Origin of the sequence: Nonomuraea sp. NPDC049269 (assembly GCF_043197155.1) — a bacterium.
In the GTDB taxonomy this organism is placed as follows: domain Bacteria; phylum Actinomycetota; class Actinomycetes; order Streptosporangiales; family Streptosporangiaceae; genus Nonomuraea.
Genome location: NZ_JBICSO010000011.1, coordinates 176,605 through 190,420, shown reverse-complemented (window position 1 = coordinate 190,420; position 13,816 = coordinate 176,605). Strand labels below are relative to the sequence as shown.

Here is a 13,816-nt window from a genome sequence, read left to right as displayed (position 1 = left end):
TCGCCGCACCGGCCGGTCCGGGGGTCAGTTCGCGCAGGTGTAGCCGGACGGCACGGTCGTCTGGCCGTTCGGGCGACTTGCCTGGAAGCCGAAGGCGGTGCTCGTGTTCGGCCCGAGCGCGCCGTTGTAGCTCAGGTTCCTGGCCGTCACGGTCTGCCCGCTCACCGTCACCGCGGCGTTCCAGGAGCCGGTGAGCACGTGCCCGGCGGGCAGCGTGAACGTCACCGTCCAGCCCGTCCTGGCCGCGCCGCTGGTGTTGGTCACGGTCACGGGCTGCACGACGTACCCGCTGCTCCACTGGCTCTGTACGGTCGCGACGGCCGTGCAGCCCCCGCCACCACCACCGGTGAGGGTGGTGAAGGTGACCTGGCCCGATTGGCCCGACACGTTGCCCGCCGCGTCCCTGGCCCGCACGTAGACCTGGTAGGCGGTCGCGGGGGTCAGCCCGCTCAGCGTGATCGAGTTGGTCGCCGACTGGCCGAGCAGCGTGCCCGGCGCCCGGTAGACGTCGTACCCGGTCACCCGGACGTTGTCGGTGGAGGCGGTCCAGTTCAACGTGGCCCCGGTCGAGGTGACGCCGGAGGCGACCGGGGTACCGGGCACGCTGGGCGGGGTCGGGTCGGTGGTGGTGCCGCCGTACACCGACGCCTCGCGCGAGGTGGCGGCGATGCCGTTGGCGCCGTTGAAGAGCCGCTGCCCCCAGGAGGTGAGCTGGGTGACGTCGAAGTTGGTGACCTGGTCGAGGTACTCGACGCCGCCGCCGTTGCCGCTCCACGACCAGCCCAGGTAGCCGAGGCCCCGGCTCACTGACTGGGCCATGATCGTGTCCTCGTCCGGGTCGCCGTCGGAGTGGTTGAAGCCGAACTCGCCGATCACCAGCGGCAGCCCGGCGGTCTTGAAAGCGTCCAGGTAGGACGTGATCTCCGCGGCGGTGTCGTACACGCCGTACATGTGCACGGAGAAGATCGTGTTCTTGCTCGGGTCGGCGTCGAAGACGGTCCTGGCGGTGTTGCGCATGACGTTCTGCCAGTCCTGGCCCCAGTTGGGCGCGTCCACCATGAGCGCGTGGTCGAAGCCGTTGGCGCGCAGCTTCTTGATCGCGTTGGCGGTGGCGGTGGTCCAGTCGGGGGTGACGGCGTTGTTGCCGACCGGCTCGTTGCCGATGTTGACGATGACGTAGTTCTCCTGGCCGGCCAGGGCGCTCTTGACGCTGATCCAGTAGTCGGCCGCCTGGTCGAGGGTGTAGGCGCCGCTCTGCTCGCCGTAGCCGGTGGTGTCGTGGTTCTCCAGTACGCAGATCAGCCGGTTGGCCTTGCAGCGGGAGACCACGTCGGCCACGTCGGAGACGCCGTTGGCGGTCCAGCGGCCGCCGCTGAGCACCACCCGGACGGTGTTCGCGCCCAGCGACTTGATGTCGGCGAACGCCTTGGTCTGCGTGGGGTACCAGGTGTGCGCGTGGCTGGTGCCGCGCATGACGAACTCCTGGCCGCCCGCTTCGAGGATCTTCGTGCCGCTGACGTGGATGCCGGTGGCTGCGTGCGCGGGCGCCGAGAGGAAGAGCAGAGGCAGACATACCGCGGCGAGCGCCGCGAGTCGTGTTCTCATGGGCGGCCTTTCGATGGGGACCCGCCCCGCCGACGTGGCAGGACGCGGCGGGGCGGGGCGATCAGGAGCGACGGCTCAGGGGAAGAGCCGTCCGTACTCGGCCAGGGCCACGGCCACGTCCACCTGCGCCCAGAACCGGTGGTAGTTGAAGACGGGGGCCGGCCCCGTGCCCTTGAGGAAGGCGTCGACCCTCGCGTAGTCGGGGTCGTTCTTGTAGAAGGACCTGATCGACAGGAACGTCGAGCTGGCGTTGATCGGGTCGCCGTTCGGCATGGTGCCGCTCCACCCGGCCGGGACGTACACCGGGTCACCGACCCGCTTGTAGTCCGTCTTGGTCTCCGGCACCGACACGCCCTTGGCGTCGCGGTACTTCCAGACGCCGTCGAGCAGCGCCTTGGCCGTGGTCCTGGCCGCCGTGTGGTTGGCCTTGGCGGCGTAATACATCAGGGCCTTGGCGTAGGCGCCGGTCACGCCGACGTCCTGGGTGTAGTCCGCGACCGTCACGTGCAGGCCCGGGTTGGCGGCGGGCATGCCGCTCGCCGAGCTGAAGTCGCCCGCGGGCTGACCGGTCCAGTGCAGCGTGGACGGGATCTGGTACGTGCCGTCCGCGTTGATCGTGGTGTTGGCCAGCGACCAGGTGACCCACTTGTCGAGCAGCGCCTTCGCATCGGCGTTGCCGGTGGCGTAGTAGTACTCGGCCACCCGCTCCATCGTCCACGCCTGGAAGCCGAACCACTGGTTGGACGGCGGGTCGTGGTAGACGGGCTGCCAGTCATAGGTCATGCCGAAGAACTTGGGCAGACCGGTCGGCGGCGTCCCGTAGTGGCCTTCCCAGCTGTTGGTCGCGCCGCCGGCGATGGCGCCCTCGGACGACTGCAGCCACTTGTAGAACTGGATCTGGCGGGTCAGGCTGGTGCTCCAGTCGGTGACGCCGGTCGCGCTCTTGGGCTTGAGCTCGGCGACGTTCGACAGGGCCCAGGCGGCCAGCGGGTTCTGGTAGCCGGAGTGGTTGTGGCTGGAGCCGATGCGCCACGCCCAGCCGGCGCTCGCGTCGGTCGCGCCGCCCCAGGCGTAGTACCAGGACAGCAGGTAGTTGGAGGCGTCCTTACCGGTGCCGGCCGCGCAGGACGGGCTGGTGCAGCCGGGCTTCTTGAAGTACTTGTCGTACATCGAGTACCGCAGGTAGTCGCCCATCTTCGCGGCCTTGGTGACCGACGCCGAGATCTGCGACTCCTTGCCCTGCGCCTTGGCCCAGGTCTCGGCCCAGTACGCCGCCTGGACGGCCCGCGCGTCGGCGTCGGGGGCGTTGGTGTACTTCCACTGCTTGGCGTACGAGCTGTCCTTGACGAACAGGTCGAGGTAGCCGTTGGGCCCGCCGTGCTTGAACATGTCGCAGGACGGCTGCGGGATCGTCTCGAAGACCGACTCCTCGGGGCCGCGCTGGTAGGTGTTGATGTAGGCGGGCTTGGTGGTGCCGTCGCCGCAGCGGCCGAAGCCGTAGGTGTTGTCGACGTCGAGCAGCCAGTGCATGCCGTAGATGTCGCCGGTGCCGTACGCGCTCTTCAGCTCGTTGGCGATCGGGTCGCTGCCCACGCTCACGCTGGTGTCCAGCGGTGACGGGTAGTTGTTGATCGAGGTGGACTCGGGGATGTACGTGGCCGGCTTCGACGGGGTGTAGAAGGAGTTGGTCGGCTGGTCGGCCGTGGCCGGGATGATGTACCTCTCCATCGTGGCCCAGGCGGTGTTGAACTTGGCCCAGTCACCGGTGACCTGCCCGTAGACCGCCTCCAGCCACAGGTAGTAGCTGAACGCCTCGGACGTGGTCTCGTGCCCCTGGTCGGGCGCCTCGACCATGAAGGTCTCCAGCGAGTGGTACGGCACGCCTTCGGGTGAGAAGTAGCCGTTGGCCGGGTCGTGCAGCTCGTTGTAGAGCTCGGTGAACCGTCTGACGTACTCGTTGTCGCCGCCCGGCAGGTCGTCGTCGGCCTCGGTGGCGGCGACCGCGACCGAGGCGTAGCCGGTGGCGCTCACCGTGAACGTGGCGGAGCCGGCGGTCGTGTCGGTGTCGTCGGCCGCGGCCAGCGTGACGTTCTGCGCGGTGTTCCAGTTGGCGGTGGTGAAGGTCAGGCTGCCGCCCGAGGAGACCGTGAGGTCGGTGTCACCGCTGGTCCGCGCGGTGGCGACGGTCACGTTGCCGGTGGGCGCCCGCGACAGCCGCACGCCGAACGCCGCGGTGCCCTTCTCCGGCACGGCCAGGCTCGTCGGGCTCACCACGAGCGCCGGCGTGGAGTCGGCCGTCACGGTGATCCCGACGGGCGCGGAGGTGGTGGTGGCGCCGAGGTTGTCGGTGGCCCTGGCGGTGATCGAGTAGCTGCCCGCGGGCACGTTCGGCCAGCTGTAGGCGTACGGCGCGACGGTGTCGCTGTTCAGCAGCGTGGTGCCCTGGTAGAAGTCGACCTTGGCGATCGAGCCGCCGGGGTCCGAGGCGGTCGCGGCGAGCGGCACCGTGGCGGGCGCCACGAACGTCTGCCCGGCGGTCGGCGAGGTCAGCGCCACGGTCGGCGGCTGGTTGGCACCCGCGCAGGTGACCCCGTTGACGGTGAACGCGGTCGGCTTGGGGTTGGTGCCGCTCCACGTGCCGTTGAAGCCGATGTTGGTGGAGGCTCCGGTGGCGAGGTTGCCGTTCCAGTCGAGGTTCTTGGCGGTGACGGCCTGGCCGGTCTGCGCCCAGGTGGCGCTCCAGCCCTGACTGAGCTTCTGCGTGGTCGTGGGGAAGGTGAAGCCGAGCGTCCAGCCGTTGATCGGGTCACCGACGTTCTTGATGGTGACGCTGGCGGTGAAGCCGCCCGACCAGTCGTTGGTGGTGTAGGTCACATCGCAGGCGACGGCCGCACTGGCGGGCGCGGCGGTCAGCGTGGTGGTCACCCCGGCGATGAGGACAAGGAGGAAAGCGGGTGCGAGCCGCCTCCTCAGGCGCGCGAACATTGTGTACGACACGAGGTCTCCATGGGAGTAGTGGATGGGAGCGCTCCCAAAGTGGATTGTGGGTGGCTGTATGGAGATGTCAACGGAATGCCGTCCCGGTAACCCGCATATTTCCTCTCACCTGGCGCCGTGGCATGAAAGTTTCATGGACCTTCCGGGGCGTTCGGCGAGCATGCCGGGGTAAGCGACCCCGCCGAGCTTCACCACACCCTGTACACACCCGTGAGCACGGCTCAATATGGGAGCGCTCCCATTACGTCAGCCCTAGCTCCCTGGAGATGATTGCTCGTGAAACTCCACCGCGGCCTGCGCAGATGGGCCGTGACCGCGACCGCCGCCTGCCTGGCGGCCTTAGGGCTCGTCGCCGGCCAGACCACGGCAGCGCAAGCCGCGGTCGCCTGCGACGTCGCCTACACGCCCAACACGTGGACGACGAGTCCGGGGCAGGGCGGCTTCACCGCGAACATCACACTCAAGAACCTCGGTGACCCGCTCACCGCGTGGACGCTGGCCTTCGACTTCCCCACGACCACCCAGAAGTACACCCCGACCGGCTGGGGCGCCAACTGGAGCCAGACCGGCACCCGTGTCACCGGGCAGAACCTGTCGTACAACGGCAACCTCGCCACCGGCGCCTCGACCAACATCGGCTTCAACGGCACGTGGAGCGGCACCAACCCGAACCCGGCCGCCTTCACCGTCAACAACGTCACCTGTGGCGGCGGTAACGGACAGACACCCTCGGTGGTCACCTCCGCCACCTCGGTGTCCGTCAACGAGGGCGGCACGGCGACCTTCACCGCCAGGCTGTCGTCCGCCCCCACCGCCAACGTGACCGTCGCGACCACGCGGTCCAGCGGCGACACCGACCTGACCGTGAGCTCCGGCGGCTCGCTCACCTTCACCCCGAGCAACTGGAACACCGCCCAGACCGTGACCCTGGCCGCGGCCCAGGACGCGGACACCACCAACGGCACGGCCGCCTTCACCGTCGGCGGGACCGGCGTCACCTCCGCCACCGTCAACGCCACCGAGGTCGACGACGACACGACGCAGACGCAGTCGCTGGTCGTGACCCCGGCCGCGGTGACCGTTCCGGAAGGCGGCACCGCCACCTACACGGTCAAGCCGGCCATCCAGCCGTCCGCGAACCTGACCGTCACCTCCACGGCCGGCAGCGGCGACGCCGACCTCACCGTGTCCTCGGGCGGCTCGCTCACCTTCACCTCCGCCAACTGGAACACCGCCCAGACCGTGACCATCGCCGCGGCCCAGGACTCCGACACCACCAACGGCACGCGGACCTTCACCGTCGCCTCCACCGGCCTGACCAGCAAGACGGTCACCGCCACCGAGGCCGACGACGACGGCCCGCCGCCCGCCGGACATGTGGACAACCCGTACGCGGGCGCCACCGGCTACGTCAACGCCAACTGGAAGGCCAAGGCCGCCGCCGAGCCGGGCGGTGCCGCGGTGTCCAACACCTCCACCGCCGTGTGGCTGGACCGCATCGCCGCCATCGCCGGCAGCTCGTCCGTCATGGGCCTGCGGGCGCACCTGGACGCGGCCGTCACCCAGGACGCCGCCAACGGCTCCGCGCCGCTGACCATCCAGTTCGTCATCTACGACCTGCCCAACCGCGACTGCTCGGCGCTGGCCTCCAACGGCGAGCTGCTCGTCGCGGAGAACGGGCTCAACCGCTACAAGAGCGAGTACATCGACCCGATCGCCGCCATCATGAGCGACTCGAAGTACGCGAACCTGCGGATCGTCACGATCATCGAGCCCGACTCGCTGCCCAACCTGGTCACCAACCTGAGCTTCGCCAAGTGCGCGGAGGCCAACTCCACCGGCGCCTACGTCCAGGGCGTCCAGTACGCGCTGAACAAGCTGCACGCGATGTCGAACGTCTACACCTACATCGACGCCGCCCACCACGCCTGGCTCGGCTGGGACTCGAACTTCAACCCGTCGGTCAACCTCTTCTACTCCACCGTCGCCGGCGCCAGCGCCGGGGTGGACAGCGTTGACGGTTTCATCACCAACACCGCGAACACCTCCGCGACCAAGGAGCTGTATTTCACCATCAACACCACGGTGAACGGCACCTCGATCCGGCAGTCCAAGTGGGTCGACTGGAACTGGTACGTGGACGAGTCGTCCTTCGCCCAGGCCCTGCGTACCGCGCTGATCGCCAAGGGCTTCAGGTCGGGGCTCGGCATGCTGATCGACACCTCGCGCAACGGCTGGGGCGGCAGCGCCCGCCCGACCGGTCCGAGCACCTCGACGGTCCTCGACACCTTCGTCAACCAGTCACGCATCGACCGGCGCATCCACGCCGGCAACTGGTGCAACCAGAGCGGCGCGGGCCTCGGCGCGCGGCCGACCGCCAACCCCGAAGCCGGTCTGGACGCCTACGTGTGGATCAAGCCGCCTGGCGAGTCGGACGGCGCCAGCACGGACATCCCGAACGACGAGGGCAAGAAGTTCGACCGGATGTGCGACCCCACGTACACCGGCAACCAACTCAACGGCAACAACCTGACGGGCGCGCTGCCCAACGCGCCGCTGTCCGGCCAGTGGTTCTCCGCCCAGTTCCAGGAGCTGGTCCGGAACGCCTACCCGCCCGTCAACTGACGGCCACACTTCCGCCGGTCTCCTGACGAACGCCTGCCCGTCCGTCTCCCCGGCGGACATGACGAAGGCCCAGGCCGATCTTCCGGCCTGGGCCTTCGTGTCGTCACCGCAGCGGTGGCCGGTCGTCGAAGCCGTCGAGGTCGTCGCGCTCGTCTTGATCGCCGAGGTCGTCGCCGCTGTCGAGCGGCATGCGCTCCTTCTCCGCCTCGCCCCGTTCCACGTCGACCTGTTCCACGTCGAACTGCTCCCGGTGGCCCCGGCCCCTCTCGGGGGGCCGTGTCTTCCTCTTGAGGCTGCGCAGGTAGTCGACGGGCGTCGGCTCCGTCGCGGCCCTTTCGAGCGGCATGCCCTCCTGGGCGATCTCGGGCTCCACGTACTTGTACAGATGTACGTGACGCTTCTCCACCCTGACGTGCGCCTCAGGCGTGCGCTGGGACGGTATGCCCGACGCCCGGATGCCGTAGTGGCGGTACAGCCTGGCCTCTTCCGCCAGCGAGAGACGGCCGTCGACGTCGATGTTCGGCGCTTGTTTGATCGTCTCCTTGTCGAAGGGAACGCGGATCTCGGCCCCCGACCGGCGGGCGTTCATCAGCGGTACGAACGTCTGCTTCATCCCGAAGAGCCCCGTGCGTACGGTCACCCACTCGGGCTCGCCCGTACTGTCGCTGAGATAGACCTGCCCCACCTTCCCGATCTCCTCACCGTCCGCGCCCAAGACGCGACTGTCGAGCAGGCTGCGGATCTCTGTTTGCATGGCCACGGCGATCCCCCCGAGTCTCGTCCGCCGCCCGGCCGGCGCGCCGACCGGGCTTAAAGTGGACAAATACCCCGCATCTCCGCAAAACACGCTTTCTACGCGAGGTTTGGGGTCGCCTTGGACACCGCTTTGAACGGATAAATAGCTAAAATTGCCGTTCGAAAAAAGGGAAGGGTTCGATCCGTCGCACCGCGATATCCCGCGACGAAACGACTATCGTGCAGGCATGGCGAGCCATCCTCCCTTGCAGCCGCGGCTGATCGCAGACTTACCTCGCCGGTGGAACGCCTTATGTCCTGGCTGACGTACGCCTGCCAGCACCTGCCCGGCGTGACGGTGATCGCCGTCGGCGGCGAGCTGGACGCCACCAACTGGAGCAGGCTCGACGAATTCGTCCGGGAGTGCCGCCAGCGGCCCGGCGACCACCTCGTGTTCGACTTCGCGGAAGTGCAGTTCATCGACAGCGCGGGGCTCCGGGTGCTGCTCAGCACCTACACCTACTCCCGGCAGCACGGCGGCAGCGTCCGCCTGGCGGCACTGCAGTCCATGCCGGCCAGGCTCGTCGAGATCACCCGGATCGGTGAGCACCTGCCGGTGTACCCCACACTCCAGGACGCGCTCACCGCCGCGCTGACCCCGCCGGAGCCTCCCCACCGCCGCCCCCTCACGGGCAACGGCGGCTCCGGCGCGGCATGAAACCGGACCGGCCGATCAACCCTTCTTCGGCTTGGCCTCCTCGTCCTTGACCAGGCTCCCGCAGGTGTAGCCCGGCTCCCGCTCGGGATCGAGACGGATGTCCCCGAGGTTCGTCGACTCCGCCGGCCGCCTGAACGTCGTCATGTAGTCACAGTCGTAGAAGACGTACACGCCGTCGCTCTCGCCGAGCAGCATGAGGTCGCGCCCGTCGTACAGCGGCTTGTCGTCACCGTCCTTCACCACCACCCACTGGTCCTGGAACCCCACCAAGCCCAGCAGGTCGTTGGCCTGGCCGGTGTTACGCACGTCCCCCGCGCCCAGCACGAGCCCGACGACGAGCACCATGCCCAGCCCGATGCCGGTGAACGCGCCCACGAGCACCTTCATCCCGGCCCGCCCGACCGGCTTGCGGCGCAGCAGCCGGAACGGCACCACGAACGCCAGGATCCCGAACACCAGGGCGCCCAGCACGTACAGCGGCGAGATCTCCAACGTGAACAGGTAGATGATGCCCAGATAGCTCGCCCCGCACCAGGCAGCAGCGATGACCGCCGCGATCCACGGCCGTCGCCTGAGGCCCTGAACGACCCGGTTCACCGCACCGCGCGTCACCTTGTCGAGCAGCCAGCTCACCGCCACCAGGATCCCGAGCGTGGGCAGCAGCACGAGCAGCAGCATGATCAGCGTGCCCATGAGCCGCCCGAGCAGGACGGACTGGTCGATGCCCGCCTGCTCGGGATTGATGTCGAAGACCCAGTACATCTGCTCGATGCCCAGGTGCAGCATCGCGTAGAGCCCGACGCCCACGGGAACGACCACGGAGCCGATGCGCTCCAGCACGCTCACGACACTGCCGGACGGGTCCGGCTCCAGCCCCGGCTCCGGAGGGGAAGCCGGGATATCGGTTGACTCTTGAGAGAGTTGTTGCGTATCCACGATGCATGACCATGCTGGGTCATGGTTGAAATTTGGTTGATGTCCGATAAATAGTTACGCCCGAAAACCGTTGTGCCGATCCCTCGTGCTCGCGACCGTGACCCTGATCCGTCTCAGCGGCGCACGCTGCGGCGCCCGGTGGGCCAGTCGCGGCAGCCACATGGTGAGCTGGACCGTGGTGCCCGTAGGGCCGGTGTGGAAGCCGGCGCCGTCGCACAGGGTGCGGATGAGGTAGATGCCCCGGCCGGCGTAGGCGACGTCGGAGGGCCGCCGCCGCACGTCGACGTACTCGTCGGGGATGCCGGGGCCCTGGTCGCTGGTCTCCGAGCGGAGCATCCGGTCGCTCGTCCACAACGTGAAGTAGCCGCGCCCGCCGCCGTGCTCCACAGCGTTGATGAGGCTCTCGTGGACGGCGAGGACGTAGTCCTGCAGTCGCGCTCCGCTCAGCCCGGAGTCGGCCGCCCGCTCCGCCACGGAACCTCGTAGCGCGGTCACGTCATCGAGGGTGAAGGACTGGGCCAGCAGAGTGCGCATCACAAGCTCCTCGTCTTCGCGGGGTTGACCACGTCAACACGCGGGCCGCGCTTCTGGACCCATGACAACTCTTCGCCCTGCCCGCTCCGCCGGGCATTACACCGTCGCACCGGGCCGAGGGGAACCAGCAAAAAGACCCTTTACACCCTACGTATTCGATGACTAACTGTTGGTAGCGAACGCTCTACCGAAGGAGCCCAGCAGCATGGCGGTCGGCGGATGGCAAGACCCCGTGGGACCTCGCATCGACAGACGGCTCAATGGATTCCTGGACGACTGGCGCGCGCCCATCTCCGATCCCGACGTGGTGGCGGCCTATGAGTTGCTGACGAGCTTCATCCTCAGCGGCGGAAAACGGATCCGCCCGCAGCTGTGCTACTGGGGCTGGCGGGGAGCCGGCGGCGACGACTGCGAAGAGATCATCAGCGCGGCGGCGGCGCTCGAGCTCTGCCACGCCGGGCTGCTCATCCACGACGACATCATGGACGGCAGTGACCTGCGCCGGGGCCGCTCCACGATCCACCGCAGCCTGGCCGACCTGCACGAGGGGCCGGGTGCCGAGGCGTTCGGCCAGGCCGGCGGGATCCTGCTCGGCGCGCTCAGCCTGGCCTGGTCCGACGCGTTACTGTCGTCGTGCGGCGTGGAGCCGGACCGGCTGCACGGCGCCCACCACGTGTTCGACGCCATGCGGACCGAGGTCATCAGCGGCCAATACCTGGACATCCTCGGCCAGCTCCGAGCGGGGGCCACGGTCTCGGCGGCGCTGACGGTGATCCGCTACAAGACGGCCAAGTACACCGTCGAGCGTCCCTTGCAGATCGGCGGGGCCCTGGCCGGGGCGGGTCCCGCGCTGCTCGACGCTTACTCGAGCTTCGGCCTGCCGCTCGGCGAGGCGTTCCAGCTCCGCGACGACGTGCTCGGCACGTTCGGCTCCTCGTCCGACACCGGCAAGTCGGCCCTCGACGACCTGCGCGAGGGCAAGCACACGGTCCTGTTCGCGCATGCCGTACACCGGGCGACGCCCGCGCAGCTCGCGTACCTGCGCAGCTGGCACGGCAACCAGGAGCTGACCGAGGAGCAGGCGGACGAGCTACGCGGGATCCTGCTCGCCACCGGCGCGGTGGCCGAGGTCGAGGACATGATCGACCAGCGGGTGCGCGAGGCCGCCAAGGCGCTCGACGCGGCACCGATCACTTCCGAGGCGCGCGAGGCGCTGACCGTACTGGCCGACCAGCTCGCACACCGGGACCGGTAGGGGCGAAGATCATGGGACGAGTTCTTCTGGCGGCTCCGCGCGGCTACTGCGCGGGTGTGGAACGTGCCATCCTCACCGTCGAGGAGGCCCTCAGACGCTATGGCCGGCCCGTCTACGTGCGCAAACAGATCGTGCACAACACCCAGGTGGTCGACGACCTCACCGGTCGCGGCGCGATCTTCGTCGACGAGCTCGACGAGGTCCCGGAGGGCGCGCTGGTCGTCTTCTCGGCGCACGGCGTCTCGCCCGCGGTCAAAGGGGAGGCGGACCGTCGCGGTCTGCGCACGATCGACGCGACCTGCCCGCTGGTCACCAAGGTGCACAAGGAGGCCGCACGGCTGGCCGGCACGGGCTACGAGATCGTGCTCATCGGCCACGCCGAGCACGAGGAGGTGGAGGGCACCGTCGGCGAGGCGCCCGACCACATCCACGTGGTCGACCCGGACCGGCTCGACGAGCTGACGACCGGCGGCTCGGCCAGGATGAGCTGGCTGTCGCAGACCACGCTGGCGGTCGAGGAGACCATGGCGGCCGTCGCCCGGCTGCGCGAGCGCTTCCCCCAGCTCATCGACCCGCCGAGCGACGACATCTGTTACGCCAGCCAGAACCGCCAGGAGGCGATCACCAGGATCGCCGCCAAGTGCGACCTGGTCGTCGTCGTCGGCTCCGCCAACTCCTCCAACTCGCGGCGTCTCGTCGAGGTGGCCCTGAGCGCTGGCGCGCGGGCGGCCCACCTGGTCGACCGGTCCGGCGACGCCGACGAGCGGTGGCTCGACGGCGTCGAGACCGTCGGCGTCACCTCGGGCGCGTCGGTCCCGGAAGGGCTGGTCACCGAGCTGCTGGACTGGCTCGCCACCCGCGGCTACGCCGACGTGGAGCCGGTGACGCTGACCGAAGAGACCCTCACGTTCTCCCTCCCGCACGAACTCCGAGCCGCTCGACACCCCGGCTAGCAAACCCCTGAAGATTGGTGGTGCACCATGACCGAAACAACCGAGTCGACCGAGGCCAACGGCCAGCAGCTCAGCCTCAGCACCGATGCCGCCAAGAACCTGGCGACGACCACGAAGACCGCCCCGCAGATGCAGGAGATCACCTCCCGCTGGCTGCTCAAGCTGTTGCCCTGGGTGCAGACCTCCGGTGGCGTCTTCCGTGTCAACCGCCGGCTGACCTACACGCTGGGAGACGGTCGCATCACGTTCACCACCAGCGGCGCGGACGTCCATGTCATCGCCGCGGAGCTCACCGAGCTGCGCCAGTTGCACGGCTTCGACGACAGCGAGGTCCTCCAGGCTCTCGCCGACCGGTTCAGCCAGCGCGAGTGCGAGGCCGGCGAGGAGATCGTCCGCGAGGGCACCCCCCTCGACCAGCTGATCCTGATCGCCCATGGCCGGGTGGTCAAGATCGGCCACGGCGCGTACGACGACGACCAGGCCCTCGGTGTGCTGGCCGACGGCGACCATTTCGGCGAGGAGCTGCTGGGCGAGCCGGGCCAGTGGAAGTTCACCGCGAAGGCCAAGACCGCCTGCACCGTGCTCACGCTGTCACAGCGGGACCTGCAGACGGTCCTCGACCGGTCCCCCGCGCTCCGCGCCCACCTGCAGAGCACGCGGGCCGCTGAAGGGCTGGCCCAGAACGACTATGGCGAGGCCGCCATCGAGCTGGCCGCCGGCCACAACGGCGAGCCCGTGCTCCCCGGCACGTTCGTCGACTACGAGCTCAGCCCCCGCGAGTACGAGCTGAGCGTGGCCCAGACCATCCTGCGGGTGCACAGCAGGGTCTCCGACCTGTACAACCAGCCGATGAACCAGCTCGACCAGCAGCTCCGGCTGACCGTCGAGGCACTACGCGAACGCCAGGAACACGAGCTGATCAACAGCCGCGAGTTCGGGCTGCTGCACAACGCCGACCTCAGCCAGCGCATCCGCACCCGCGACGGCGCGCCCACGCCCGACGATCTCGACGACCTGCTGGCCACCGTCTGGAAGGAGCCCGCCTTCTTCCTCGCGCACCCGCAGGCCATCGCGGCCATCGGCAGGGAGTGCAGCAAGCGTGGCATCTATCCGCAGGCCAGCGAGGTGAACGGGCACCGCATCCCGGCCTGGCGCGGTGTGCCGATCTTCCCGTGCAACAAGATCCCGATCACCGGCGCCCGGACGACCTCCATCCTGCTCATGCGCACCGGGCAGGCGAACCAGGGCGTCGTCGGCCTGCACCAGACCGGCATCCCGGACGAGTACCAGCCCAGCCTGTCGGTGCGATTCATGAGTATCAATGAGCAAGCCGTCATTTCCTACCTGGTCAGCGCCTACTATTCCGCGGCCGTGCTGGTGCCCGACGCGCTCGGCATCCTCGAAGACGTCGCGCTCGGCAGCTGAGAGCGGATCGGTTCGCCCGGCCTCATGATTGGC

Annotated in this window: 10 protein-coding genes; 5 read left to right on the top strand and 5 right to left on the bottom strand. The window is 68.7% G+C overall.

The window, feature by feature from the left end; translation table 11 throughout:
• Positions 1-24: 24 nt before the first annotated feature.
• Both ACGFNP_RS50255 and ACGFNP_RS50250 read right to left on the bottom strand, forming a co-directional pair.
• Positions 25-1,605, bottom strand: coding sequence for a cellulase family glycosylhydrolase (locus ACGFNP_RS50255; protein WP_393330393.1), 1,581 nt, complete (start codon positions 1,603-1,605; stop codon positions 25-27).
• 75 nt (positions 1,606-1,680) lie between these two features.
• Complete coding sequence (locus ACGFNP_RS50250; protein WP_393330390.1) at positions 1,681-4,602, bottom strand: glycoside hydrolase family 48 protein; 2,922 nt, start codon at positions 4,600-4,602, stop codon at positions 1,681-1,683.
• 276 nt (positions 4,603-4,878) lie between these two features.
• On the opposite strand from ACGFNP_RS50250, the gene ACGFNP_RS50245 reads away from it, so the two are divergent.
• Entirely contained in the window at positions 4,879-7,227 is a 2,349-nt protein-coding gene (locus ACGFNP_RS50245) for a glycoside hydrolase family 6 protein (RefSeq protein WP_358320350.1), read from the top strand.
• Between the two features lie 103 nt (positions 7,228-7,330).
• Here the strand turns inward: ACGFNP_RS50245 and ACGFNP_RS50240 are convergent, their stop codons facing one another.
• On the bottom strand, positions 7,331-7,981 hold the full coding sequence (locus ACGFNP_RS50240) for a PRC-barrel domain-containing protein (RefSeq protein WP_393331172.1): 651 nt from the start codon (positions 7,979-7,981) through the stop codon (positions 7,331-7,333).
• A 294-nt stretch (positions 7,982-8,275) separates the two neighbouring features.
• Between ACGFNP_RS50240 and ACGFNP_RS50235 the strand changes: the two genes are divergently transcribed.
• Positions 8,276-8,680 (top strand): STAS domain-containing protein, encoded by a 405-nt coding sequence (locus ACGFNP_RS50235; protein WP_393330387.1) that lies wholly within the window; start codon positions 8,276-8,278, stop codon positions 8,678-8,680.
• A 15-nt stretch (positions 8,681-8,695) separates the two neighbouring features.
• On the opposite strand, the gene ACGFNP_RS50230 is transcribed toward ACGFNP_RS50235, so the two are convergent.
• Together ACGFNP_RS50230 and ACGFNP_RS50225 are read right to left on the bottom strand one after the other, a co-directional pair.
• A complete protein-coding gene (locus ACGFNP_RS50230) occupies positions 8,696-9,520 on the bottom strand; it encodes a hypothetical protein (RefSeq protein WP_393330384.1) in 825 nt (274 codons plus the stop codon).
• 150 nt (positions 9,521-9,670) lie between these two features.
• Entirely contained in the window at positions 9,671-10,150 is a 480-nt protein-coding gene (locus ACGFNP_RS50225; protein ID WP_358320358.1) for an ATP-binding protein, read from the bottom strand.
• Positions 10,151-10,355: 205 nt separating this feature from the next.
• Here ACGFNP_RS50225 and ACGFNP_RS50220 point away from each other — a divergent pair, with 205 nt between their 5' ends.
• Genes ACGFNP_RS50220 through ACGFNP_RS50210 form a run of 3 tightly spaced genes read left to right on the top strand, consistent with a single transcriptional unit; the run spans position 10,356 to position 13,783 of the window.
• On the top strand, positions 10,356-11,405 hold the full coding sequence (locus ACGFNP_RS50220; RefSeq protein ID WP_358320361.1) for a polyprenyl synthetase family protein: 1,050 nt from the start codon (positions 10,356-10,358) through the stop codon (positions 11,403-11,405).
• Positions 11,406-11,416: 11 nt separating this feature from the next.
• The gene (locus ACGFNP_RS50215) at positions 11,417-12,358 is read left to right on the top strand and encodes a 4-hydroxy-3-methylbut-2-enyl diphosphate reductase (protein ID WP_358320363.1); all 942 of its coding nucleotides are present in this window, start codon (positions 11,417-11,419) and stop codon (positions 12,356-12,358) included.
• A gap of 27 nt (positions 12,359-12,385) precedes the next feature.
• Positions 12,386-13,783, top strand: a complete 1,398-nt coding sequence (locus ACGFNP_RS50210; protein ID WP_358320365.1) for a family 2B encapsulin nanocompartment shell protein — start codon at positions 12,386-12,388, stop codon at positions 13,781-13,783.
• Positions 13,784-13,816 lie beyond the last annotated feature (33 nt).

Bases quoted from the DNA above. Each gene is read 5' to 3' on its own strand.
- ACGFNP_RS50255 (WP_393330393.1), bottom strand. From the start codon at position 1,605: ATGAGAACACGACTCGCGGCGCTCGCCGCGGTATGTCTGCCTCTGCTC.
- ACGFNP_RS50240 (WP_393331172.1), bottom strand. From the start codon at position 7,981: ATGCAAACAGAGATCCGCAGCCTGCTCGACAGTCGCGTCTTGGGCGCG.
- ACGFNP_RS50235 (WP_393330387.1), top strand. From the start codon at position 8,276: ATGTCCTGGCTGACGTACGCCTGCCAGCACCTGCCCGGCGTGACGGTG.
- ACGFNP_RS50225 (WP_358320358.1), bottom strand. From the start codon at position 10,150: ATGCGCACTCTGCTGGCCCAGTCCTTCACCCTCGATGACGTGACCGCG.
- ACGFNP_RS50220 (WP_358320361.1), top strand. From the start codon at position 10,356: ATGGCGGTCGGCGGATGGCAAGACCCCGTGGGACCTCGCATCGACAGA.
- ACGFNP_RS50215 (WP_358320363.1), top strand. From the start codon at position 11,417: ATGGGACGAGTTCTTCTGGCGGCTCCGCGCGGCTACTGCGCGGGTGTG.
- ACGFNP_RS50210 (WP_358320365.1), top strand. From the start codon at position 12,386: ATGACCGAAACAACCGAGTCGACCGAGGCCAACGGCCAGCAGCTCAGC.